Annotated in this window: 10 protein-coding genes and 1 pseudogene; 7 read left to right on the top strand and 4 right to left on the bottom strand. The window is 35.5% G+C overall.

The genetic code is table 11. The annotated features are described in order from the left end of the window. From AC1VNJ_RS26575 to AC1VNJ_RS26560, 4 genes and pseudogenes are all read left to right on the top strand, one after another. Positions 1-515: pseudogene (locus AC1VNJ_RS26575) on the top strand (hypothetical protein); the annotation flags it as partial. Between the two features lie 721 nt (positions 516-1,236). Then, positions 1,237-2,664, top strand: coding sequence for a hypothetical protein (locus tag AC1VNJ_RS26570; protein WP_482641612.1), 1,428 nt, complete (start codon positions 1,237-1,239; stop codon positions 2,662-2,664). Positions 2,665-2,873: 209 nt separating this feature from the next. Then, positions 2,874-3,155 carry a hypothetical protein gene (locus AC1VNJ_RS26565; RefSeq protein ID WP_482641611.1) on the top strand — a complete coding sequence of 94 codons (282 nt, stop codon included), beginning with the start codon at positions 2,874-2,876 and terminating at the stop codon, positions 3,153-3,155. A 348-nt stretch (positions 3,156-3,503) separates the two neighbouring features. Further along, positions 3,504-3,671 carry a hypothetical protein gene (locus tag AC1VNJ_RS26560; RefSeq protein ID WP_482641610.1) on the top strand — a complete coding sequence of 56 codons (168 nt, stop codon included), beginning with the start codon at positions 3,504-3,506 and terminating at the stop codon, positions 3,669-3,671. Here AC1VNJ_RS26560 and mobQ read toward each other — a convergent pair. Continuing rightward, complete coding sequence (mobQ, locus tag AC1VNJ_RS26555) at positions 3,668-5,650, bottom strand: MobQ family relaxase (protein ID WP_482641609.1); 1,983 nt, start codon at positions 5,648-5,650, stop codon at positions 3,668-3,670. The genes AC1VNJ_RS26560 and mobQ overlap by 4 nt on opposite strands. Before the next feature lie 376 nt (positions 5,651-6,026). Between mobQ and AC1VNJ_RS26550 the strand changes: the two genes are divergently transcribed. Further along, positions 6,027-6,338 carry a hypothetical protein gene (locus AC1VNJ_RS26550; RefSeq protein ID WP_482641608.1) on the top strand — a complete coding sequence of 104 codons (312 nt, stop codon included), beginning with the start codon at positions 6,027-6,029 and terminating at the stop codon, positions 6,336-6,338. A gap of 97 nt (positions 6,339-6,435) precedes the next feature. Here the strand turns inward: AC1VNJ_RS26550 and AC1VNJ_RS26545 are convergent, their stop codons facing one another. The 3 genes from AC1VNJ_RS26545 to AC1VNJ_RS26535 all read right to left on the bottom strand — a co-directional run bounded on the left by AC1VNJ_RS26545 (position 6,436) and on the right by AC1VNJ_RS26535 (position 8,443). Beyond that, positions 6,436-6,711 (bottom strand): hypothetical protein, encoded by a 276-nt coding sequence (locus tag AC1VNJ_RS26545; RefSeq protein ID WP_456363375.1) that lies wholly within the window; start codon positions 6,709-6,711, stop codon positions 6,436-6,438. Between the two features lie 53 nt (positions 6,712-6,764). After that, positions 6,765-7,430: a DUF3967 domain-containing protein gene (locus AC1VNJ_RS26540; protein WP_482641607.1), complete on the bottom strand. Its 666-nt coding sequence runs from the start codon at positions 7,428-7,430 to the stop codon at positions 6,765-6,767. A 161-nt stretch (positions 7,431-7,591) separates the two neighbouring features. Further along, on the bottom strand, positions 7,592-8,443 hold the full coding sequence (locus AC1VNJ_RS26535) for a helix-turn-helix domain-containing protein (protein ID WP_482641606.1): 852 nt from the start codon (positions 8,441-8,443) through the stop codon (positions 7,592-7,594). 902 nt (positions 8,444-9,345) lie between these two features. On the opposite strand from AC1VNJ_RS26535, the gene AC1VNJ_RS26530 reads away from it, so the two are divergent. Both AC1VNJ_RS26530 and AC1VNJ_RS26525 read left to right on the top strand, forming a co-directional pair. Continuing rightward, positions 9,346-10,428, top strand: coding sequence for a tetratricopeptide repeat-containing glycosyltransferase family 2 protein (locus AC1VNJ_RS26530; protein ID WP_482641605.1), 1,083 nt, complete (start codon positions 9,346-9,348; stop codon positions 10,426-10,428). A 99-nt stretch (positions 10,429-10,527) separates the two neighbouring features. Continuing rightward, positions 10,528-11,089: hypothetical protein (locus AC1VNJ_RS26525; protein ID WP_482641604.1), on the top strand; the 562-nt coding region annotated here is incomplete at its 3' end.

Here is an 11,089-nt window from a genome sequence, read left to right as displayed (position 1 = left end):
CTGGCGCCACTGGAGCAACGGGCGCACCTGGTGGTAATACAAAAGTTATTTTATTTAGTGGGGTTAATACAGGTTTTCAAAGGGTAGCTGGATCTCCAGGTTCCAATTCTCAAACAATACCTTATGTAACAGGTGGAGCAGGTAGTATAGTAGGGTTTTCGGCATCAATATTTGTCAATAATTTATCACCTGGAACCTACAATTTTCAAATATGTTCAAATGTGTTTAATAACGCTGCAGCTCCCGCGCCGGGTAATATTATATCTACTATTTCATTAGTAGTAACTGCGACAACAAGTGGAACTTTTAAATTTGCTGTTCGTCCTACTAGTGTAGGACCACAACCTGTGTTTGTTTCAAACTCGGGGCCTTATGTTGCAGCACCAGCTACAGTTACATGGACTAGTAATGTTCCAGGAAACCCAGTGACTGTTGATGACGCTATTTCATTATATTCGAACCCTACTCCTTCATCAAACGGAGCGTATAATGTATTCTTTAATACTAATATTTAAACAATGTGTGTATTTGAATTCACTCCTTTAGAATGAACAGTTTAATTAGGTTAAAAGGATTGCAAATATCTAAAAAATAAAGTGCTTATCTTTTACTTAGGTGAACGTTTTATTTTTTAGATACTTATTGTATTTTTTTATAGGATTTAAAATTATATATAAAGCATGGCAAGCAGAATCTATATTGTAATATGGCGAAGAGTGTCCATCAATGAGTGTAGTGATTTGAAAGGTTCTAGATAATTTATCATATATTAATTCAATCAAATCAGGTATGGTATGTGTAATAGAGCTATTTTCATATTCAATTAGAGTGCTAAGCATTTTTTTTATTTGGGTTATGCTCATAGAGAAATGTACCCCTTCCCATTATGAGGAATTTTCAAGTGCAAAGAGACCAAATAATTTATTTTATTTGTTTCTTCCTTCACACTAACATACTAACTTGGCGAAAGATGTCTTTATCTGTAGCTTATTTTGTCTTTATGGCTACCTAGAAGCCGTTTTATGTTAACTGAAAAAACCAAACATATAATGGTGTTTTTTAGTTCAATTCATAGTAAGTGCATTTTTAAATTCATGTGTATATAAAAGGTATTTAGTCTAAAAGATGTATGTAATATATATCAATATAATAGGCGAACCTCTTACCGTTAGTAGGAATAAGGTATAAGAGCCGATTTTAAATAGGTAAATATGTTCAAAGAAAGAGCGATAGAGAATGTCTTCAGATAACCATTATAAACTGAAAAAACGGGGAAGATGTAAACAGTATAAAGAGAAAATAGAAACCCCAAAATACGATGATTATAGTACATGTGATGACTGTAATTGTGAACATGAGTATTGCCCGGCATGTATGACTTTTCCCTGTAATTGTCAAGAACAGAATCAAAAATCTGTTCAGAGTCCGATTCAAGAAGGACCTGATCAGGAACAAAGTCAGCAACAAGACAATAACCAAACTCCTACTCAGGAAGGTCCTGACCAAGAGCAAACCCAACAACAAGACAACAATCAGACACCGACTCAAGTGGGACCTGATCAAGAACAAACACAAGATCAAAACAACATCCAAACTCCTACCCAAGAAGGTTCAGTTATAGAACAAGATCAAACAACTACTCAAAACCCTATAATAACAGGTCCAGCACCAGAACAAACAGCTACTCTCACTTCTGATCCAGAGACTATTCAGACCGCAACAACAAATCCTATCCAAACAAACACTCAAAATCCTGTTCAAACCTTAGAAGGTCAAACTCAAACCCAAGATGAAGAACAAACACAAACATTAGGCGATCAATTTCAACTTCAAAGACACGGTGATCAAACACAAGGAGATCAATCCATTGGTGGCCATACAAATAGTTCTCCATTAAATAATAGTCAAACCATCTCAACCCCTGTAACAGTCAGTGGTGTCACAGTCAGTGTTCCTGTAACTGTCCCAGTGACCGTAGAGTGTGGATGTGGTAAAAAAGAAAAATGGGAGTGTGAGAAAAGAGAGAAAGAAGACTGTAATAATAAAGGGTGTTCTACAGGCTGTGATTGCTGTACAGCCTCATTAGCTGATTTATTAAACAGAGTGAAAAGTGCACAGTCTACCATAATTTCTCCATTAGATAAATTAATTAATGTATATGTAAATAGCACATCTATAACTCCAAGTCTCATTCCTAATCAAATCATTACAAATGTAAATGATTGCTCTACTGCAACCTTCCAAAACGGGTTAACTAATTCCTCTCCTACTACATTAAAACTTGATAAAATTTCTGGTATAAGTGCAATTAATAATATAGGCTCAACTACAGACATTTTTGACTTCCTTCTTTCTTTTGCTAATACATGCACGACATTAATTCCGCCGAATAACGGTTATCCATGTGGTTGTGGTTATGACTCTACAAATAAATCTTGCTGTTGTAATACACTCGAATCAGAATTACGAGCAGCAGGTAGTTTTGGCTTAAGTATAAATCTATTAATCGAGGGAAACACTTCACCGTTGCCTAGTCTTTTTGTTCTCCAAATATGCGGATGTATAGGCTTCTTTGTAGATAGTCTTACAGCACCAACTACGATTTATGCTTTCTCATTATGTGCTATTGAGGGTATTACCGTTCCCCCTCAAGTGTTGCCATGAAATAAATAATTTTATGATGGACTATATGAATTTAAAAAAGCTCTCTATTTGTATAGAAAGCTTTTTTAAATTCATATAGTTCTGTATCATATGGATTATTTCAGATTAGGTATAAATGATTATTTTTTTATATAAATGGATGCTTGTCCATTTCAACCTTTATCTTTCAACATACAATATACTATCTTTTTAAAAGTGAGGTGAATTGTATGGACGATAATTTACTTCAGTTTATTCAAAACTTGTTAGGAAATGTAGTTAACTTAGTAAATACACCACTTAGCATCGCCACAACTAGCTTACAACAAATAATCAACCCTTTAATTCAAACACTTCAATCTTCAATACAGTCGATTACTTCGTCTCTTACTCCCCTTATTCCGGTAGTTGGCGAAGTTGTAGGTGGAACAATTACTTCATTACTTCAATTACTTCAATATACTTTGCAAACTCTCACTAGCTTACTGGCTTCTATTCCTTCATTGGCATAATTGGACAAGCTATAATAATAATTCATTTCTATTATCGTTTAAAAAAGCAAAGAAAATATTTTCTTTGCTTTTTTTCTAAACGGTTGTCTTATACCAAATTATATTTATTTCATAGTATGTACTATAAGGTAATTCGCAATTAATAAATGCTAAAACTTAGTACAGGCTGTTCCCCCTTAGTAAACGAGAGTCAACTTAAGTTGACTAAATAAGCCTTAAGGCAATTAGAGGAGGGGAAATGTATGTGTTTTTGGAATTTCTTTGGTTGTGGCTGTAGACGTCGCTGTAGATGTGGTTGTTGGAACTATAATAACAATTATGGCGGTTGTGGTAACTACGGTGGTCACGATGGATATAACAAAGGCGGCGATTATGGCCATAATAACTGCAAAGATGGTTATGACGGTCATAAAGATCATCATTCTGGTTGTAAATGTAAACGTGACGGTTATTCAAATTATTAATTTTATAAAGAAAAAGGCTTGTTCTTATATTCGAACAAGCCTTTTTTATTAACGTTCAATTTCTGGTCCTTGATTTTTAGATCTATTTATATTGCTACTTCTCATTCTTCTAAGTTGATGCCTTTGTTGTGCCTGTTCTTGGGTATCAACAGCTTGTTTAATAGCATCAAAGATGCCTGAGACTATTTCTGTGACGTGTTCTTTGACTTTTATGTCTTTTTCTATAGTTGGTATTACGTTTTGCTCAAGTTCTCTAATTTCGGCTTGTCGCTTGTTTAAATCATCTGGTCCTTTATATCCTTTTTCCTTAAGGTTATCTCGGTAGTGATTTGCTTCATGCTGTAATTCATCATAGTACTGACGTGCTTTCTTTGAAACCAAACGTTTAGCTGCTTCACCAGGGCTATTTTCTAATTCATTGAGCTCTTTCTCTGTTTTTTCAAGGCTAGTAACTTGGCTTTTCATTTTATCTAGATGATTTTTTTCCATTTGAAAGATTTTTAGATCTTTCTTTAGTTTATATAGGTCATCTTCTTGATTTTTAATTGCTTTTCTAATCACATCTAACGTTACTGGAGTCTTTTGGGCCATATCTACATGTTTTTCTAGTTTTAATGCATTTTCATAGCTTAAATATTTTCCAGCTGTCTTTAAATCAGGATAATGAGAGCTAACTTCACGTATTTTAACTTTTTTAATTGCATCTTCTGCTTGTAATAATACATTGGTTTCTACTTGAATCTGTTTTTTCTCATACTTAATCTGATGCAGGCGGTCCTCTTTCTTTTGAGAGAAGTCTTGATAACGTTGATAGAACTCTTCCTTCGTTGAAAAACGAAGAGATTCTTTATATCTTTCAAGCCCATTTACATAGGTTTTTTTGTTACTTTCTAGATCAGAAATTTTATCAAGATGTCGACGCTTCATCATGTTATTTTCTTTTAGTTTAAACGGATTAAGAGACTTTTTAAGTTCATCTACTTTTTCCTCATTTTGCTGAATTTCACAATTTAAATCTCTTATACGGTCATAGTAATTGCTGGCGTTTAGGAATTGCTGCTGTTCTGTATGCAAATGGCGTTCAATTGGGTCATGACGGTTGCTCATTTTGCTCAGTTCTTCGTGGCGTTTGGCAATATCTTCTAAGGAAATAACCTTTTTACCTAAAAGAGATGCAGCCTTTTGAATATACGTCTTTTCGATATCTGTAGAAAAGGCAAATTGTTTCCCTTTTTCTTTCATTTTTTGTACATGTGCTTCTTTTTGACGACGATAAGTTTGTAAATCAATGACAGCTTGGTTGTACTCTTGGCGCTCACGGTTCACTTGGCCGCGGTCGCTTTGTTTGCCTTTCTTCTCCATGTCATGTGCGACATGGCCTAAATGAATCGTTGGAAGAACTTCAAGGCCACGATTCTCATGAGAAAGGTGCGTAATACGCTCGTTACTTTTGGCTTGTTCTAGTGCTTGATTGGCATAGTTTGCCCACTGTTCACGAATAGATAAGCAGCCTTCGCTATTTTTGACGTACCCACGATTGTTTTCTTTGGCATTGGCAAAGTCCGCATTCCAGTCACGATTCTTTTTGCCGAAACCATCTTGATCTACATTTCTCATGGTTAACATGATGTGAGCATGAGGATTATTCGTATCGTCACGATGGATGGCGATGTCGGCCACCATCCCTTTTTGAACAAACTCATTTTCGACAAAAGACTGAATGAGTTCTTTTTGTTGGTCGTGATTTAACTCAATTGGCAATGCAATATTTAATTCTCGTGCTAATTGTGAGTCTTTGCGTTTCTCTATTTTTTCAACTTCATTCCATAAACGGTTCCGATCTTTCATCCATTCTGGAGCATTAGCAGGAGTCAGAATCATGGTTTCTGGTTGTACATCACGAGCATAAAATTTTTGCTCGTCCGTGCGTTCATCATGTAGTTTTTCGCCACTACGGTAAGCAGCTGCAGCGACAGCTGATTGTCCTTTTGAACGGCTGATAATTTGCATCGACAAATGGTAAATAGCCATGATTCGTTCCTCCTTTCTTGAGAATGGGTTTATGTTTTAGGAATAAGGTGATGAGAGCACGAAGTGCGTTAATCACCGTTTTTAATGAAATCATCATCATGAACACCAAAGGTGTCAGATGGTGGTTTCATCTTTGCCGATAGGCAAATAAGTTTTATGAAATTCGCCATCTAGGCGAATGGGTCTTTGGTTTTGTCTTTTCGTTCCGAAGGAACCGCACACATCGGTACGATGTATAAGTGCGCCCTTATCTCTTTGATCTAAGGGAATTATACCATATCCTGGTGAGAGAATCTATGCTAAAGATACCATTTTATCTCAATTTTTGATATAATCAAATCAAACATTAGAGAACATAAAAAGGAGATGAAGATGGATGACGAAGAAGCGAACAGATGAGGAGATTCTTCAGGATTTAGAAGAGAAAATTGAGAAGATGAAAGCGAAGAAACAACAAGTTGAAGCACGTAAAAAGGAAAAAGAGAGAAAAGAAAGAACAAGACGACTTATTCAAGTCGGCGCGATCTTTGAGAAATACTTTGAGATTCAAAATGAAGAAGAAGCAGAAAAGATTGCGAAGGCATTGCAATCTTATGTAGGGAAAAATAAAGATAAGATTTTGCATCATGATGTAGTTGTAAAAGAAAAAAATAAAGCAGAAGCTGAAGTAGCTACTGCCGAAGAATAATTTATATTGTAAATTATAAGAGTTTCAAATTGACTATTTTAGCTTGAATAAACTACTCAAACTAAAATAGTCAATTTGAAACCTTGTATTTCTTATACTACTCAATATCAATTTCTCGTTCTTTATTTGGAAACTCAACTAGATTGTCTGTTATTTCTTTCTTTTTTGGCTTTTGAGTTTTTGGTTTTTTGACTACAACCCCTTCAATCTCATCCCCATTACTATCTACTAAAGTCACTAACTCTCCATCAGCATTTCGGAAATTGACATATAAATTCGTTTTTGAAAGACTTACCTCATACTCGTCCATCAACCCTTGTAATGTACTGGCAATAAGTTCAGGTGTAACTGGCTCTTCAAATTTAATCCTCATTTTCCATCACCTTATTTTTGTTGTAACTGACACTTATATATTAGTCTGGTATATTATCTCCAAAACTCCCACCACTTCTTTTTGCTTTCTTGCTGAGAAGCAGCCACCATTTTTTTGGTTTCCCTAATGTCCCGCATAACTTGAATAAGGATCTCGTCTCTTTTTTCAGTTCCACCATCGTCATCCATTCTTTCAAGCAATGTCTTCTTTAACTCATAAACTTCTTGGCTTTGATTATCTTTAATAGCCTGTATCTCATTTTTAAATGTTTGTTCTTGATCCTGAAGAATCCTTACAAAGCGCTGTTCCTGCTCTTTTAAAAGCACATTCACTAGCGTCATGACGTCATGACTACTAGTATCTTTTTCGGTCATGACGTCATGACCGTCTATGTCGTTCCCAGTCATGACATCATGACCCATTGGCTCTATTTGCTTCTTGTTGGCCGTCCCTATTTTCCTTGCTACAGACTCAATGGTCATACCGTCATAACTGATTAGCTCTAAAAACATCTCTAAAGCTTTTATGTCTTCCTCTGTAAAAAGGCGATGCCCTAAATTGTTTCTTCGAAAAGAATACCCTTCTTTTTCAAGGCTAGAAACATACTTTTTAAAGACAGAATCCTTGAGATCTAACCTCTTTAAAACTTCACCCGTTTTATAAACAAAGTTATTTGTCTCAGACATAACGTCATGCCCCCTCTCTAATTCATTCGTCATGACATTATATTAGCCCTTCAATTAAAGAACTGGCAAACGAATATATTTAAAGAATACTATGATGAACGACGGCCATCTTACTTTGAAATCAGATCTGTTTTCAAGAAGTCTAGTCATAGATTACCGCCATAAAGATGAACTTTGGCTTAAGAGGCCATACCTTATACCCTCAAATGTAAAGGTTGGTTTTTAAGATTTTTAGTACGTTCAATAAAACTATCTACAAAGCTGGCCATTGCTTTTGTGTCTTCACGTTCTGAAAGTTGGTTATAAGCAATAGCGTAAGCTACTTTGTGCAATTCTTCAGAAGAAAGGTTACGTCCCTGTTTTATGTAATCTACAAGTTTATCAAAAGCAATATGAGCAATTTCTTGCATAATAGTTTTATCAACTGATACACCAAAGTTCTTCATTGCAAGCCAAATACGTCCATATAGAGACTTAGTTTCATTACCAAAGAAAGCTTGATATTGTTGGAGTCTTTTAGGAACCATTTTTATATAAGGTTTACGTTTAGATGTTTCTTTACTCATATTTAGATGTTTAATATTATGTATTTGTTTTAAAAAGGTTTTGTTTTTTTGGTGTTGCATTTTTGAGTTTCCTTGTGTTGCATTTTCTTCAATTTGATGAATTTCTTTCACTGGTTCATCTTTTTGAACTGGCTGAATAATGATAGCGTTACTTGTTTGTTTCATGTCACTGCTGCGTTTCATTTCTAGCTGTTTAATAATGCCAAGGTCCTCTAAGTGCTTACACACACGAATAATAGTAGCACGACTTTTACCAACCAATTTACCAATATTTCTTTTCGTTAAGAAAGAAACCCCTAGGTGCTTCGCTGAATGCCCATGTAGGACTTTTAGTACTGCAATATGGGTTTTCTTTAGTTTATCTTTATGAAGCTCTGCGTGAGCTCGCACTGTGTCATTTAGCTCTTCAATAGATTTAAAGGATGATAGGTTTTTATACGTTTCTACACTTGCAATAATCTCAATTTTTGCTTTTGCCATTTTTATTCGCTCCCTTTTTTGGAAAACGAAAAAAGACGTGATACCGTTTTACTGGTAAACACGTCTTTTAAAATGATAAAAGAGTATAGAACTTCCCCTTGTTTTTCATGTAATTCTATCGTAAAATGAACATAGAATTACACTAAAGAAAAGGTGAAGCAGGTGTTTACCGTAGTGTGTTTACGGTGGACGGTTGAAGAAGGGCCCTAATCCTTCGACAACACGCTTTGCCTTTTTCGATTTTCCGATCATTTAATTGATTTAATCATAGCAAACTCTACCAAGTTTAACAATGAAATTTTTAGATAATTTAAGTATATAGAAGTTTTTTTTATGTAAGGCTGTATCTTGTTATACAGCTTTTTATATTTTCTTGTTAACAAAAAAAAGAGCAACCTCATCTTTGTCATAGGAGAGTGAGGTTGCTTTTTTGCTACGTTGAAATTTGTAAAATAGTCTGGTCTTAAATGTAACATATTATGGTACAAAATGCTATTTTTAGGGTCTGAAGCATATGAATAAAAGGTGCGCTTTTTATTCATCTTCCTGCTTTTGATTTATCCATTTAACGTTGATAAATCAAGGATGTATAAAAAGCTGCATATATTTGTAATCAATCCTTTTTTAAACCCCTTGTGCGCCAAGGGGTTCTTTTTTTCATGTGTTCCGGAAAGAGTGATTATGTTAACTAAATTTGTATACCATATACAGCTTAAAAAATGAAAAACCAACCTATGATTCCTAAAGGTTAATTTTTCTGTTATTCATATTTCCTCCAAGAAACAACGCCTTACGCCGCCTTAAGTAATTTTCTCGGAATTTTTATAAATTGTGTAACTTATATATATAAATTCAACACGGATTTTTGAGCGCTTCAATAAAATAAATCTGGAGGTGAGAGAATGAAAGAACATCAATTTATATCAATCAGTTTATGTATGATTGTAAAAGATGAAGAATCTGTTATAGAGAATTGTCTATCATCTATTCAAGAGATAGTTGATGAAATCATTGTAGTTGATACAGGATCTAATGATGAAACGAAAAAACTTGCTACTAAATTTACGGATTCTATTTACGATTTTAAGTGGAATAATGATTTTTCAGCTGCACGAAACTTTGCTTTTTCTAAAGCGACTAAAGATTATATTTTATGGCTTGACGCTGACGATATTATAACTGAAGAAAACAAAGTGAAATTATTAGCATTGAAGCAAACCTTAGATTCAAATATAGATGCTGTATCCATGGATTATCACCTTACATTCGACGAAAGTGGTAATCCAGATTTCATTTCACGTCGAAACAGACTTGTTAGGAGGGAAATGAATTTTAAATGGTATGGTTTTGTACATGAATTTTTAGAAGTTTACGGTACTATTGTTCACTCTGATATCTTTGTTGTGCATAAAAAGAGTAAAGAAAGCAACGATCGTAACCTAAGAATCTATGAAGAATTATTAGCAAAAAAGCAACAATTTTCTCCTAGAGATCAATATTATTACGCTAATGAACTTAAAGATCATAACAGATATAAGCAAGCAATCGAATGGTATCAGAAGTTTTTAAATGATGAAAAAGGATGGTCTGAAGATAATATTGAAGCTTGTGGAAGAATGGCTGATTGTTATCTTCATTTAAAAGAATGGTCTAATGCTATTGACAGTTGTATTCGTTCCTTTAAATATAATGGTCCAAGGGGAGAAATCTGCTGTCGATTAGGTTTTATATACTTACAACAGAACTTTATTGAAAAAGCGATTTCTTGGTATAAAATTGCAACATTAGTAGAGACTCCTGAAACTAGTCCTTTTCTAAATAAATCTTGTTATACTTGGCTTCCTCATTTACAGCTTTGTTTATGTTACAGTAAATTATCTAATTTTCCCGAAGCTAAAAAACATAATTCTCTTGCTGCTTCATTTGCTCCTAATAATCCCTATATTAAACACAATGAAGGATTTCTTAAGTCTGTTATTAAATAAAATGAAAATGTTAAAAATTATACCTAATTCTTTATATCTAAAAACATCATCATTTGTTCACGCATACTGTATACAAAAATGTAGAAAGTGTGTGTAAATATGACTAATTATAAAAAAAAGAAATATATAAAAAAATCAAAATGTATGAAAATAGATCAATTTCATTATAAACATAGCCCATATAATAGTAATTCTTGTACCTGTGATATATGCTGTCCACCAGGACCTGCTGGAGCACCAGGACCTGCCGGAGCAGCAGGACCTGCTGGAGCAGCAGGACCTGCTGGAGCAGCAGGACCTGCTGGAGCACCAGGACCTGCCGGAGCACCAGGACCTGCTGGAGCACCAGGACCTGCTGGAGCACCAGGACCTGCCGGAGCACCAGGACCTGCTGGTGCCACTGGAGCAGCTGGCGCCACTGGAGCAACGGGCGCACCTGGAGCAGCCGGTGCCACTGGAGCAACGGGCGCACCTGGAGCAGCTGGCGCCACTGGAGCAACGGGCGCACCTGGAGCAGCCGGTGCCACTGGAGCAACGGGCGCACCTGGAGCAGCTGGCGCCACTGGAGCAACGGGCGCACCTGGAGCAGCTGGCGCTACTGGAGCAACGGGCGCACCTGGAGCAGCTGGCGCCACTGGAGCAACGGGCGCACCTGGAGCAG

It is taken from the genome of Priestia sp. 3CA3, assembly GCF_056836725.1.
This window is presented reverse-complemented; position numbering and strand designations above follow the sequence as displayed.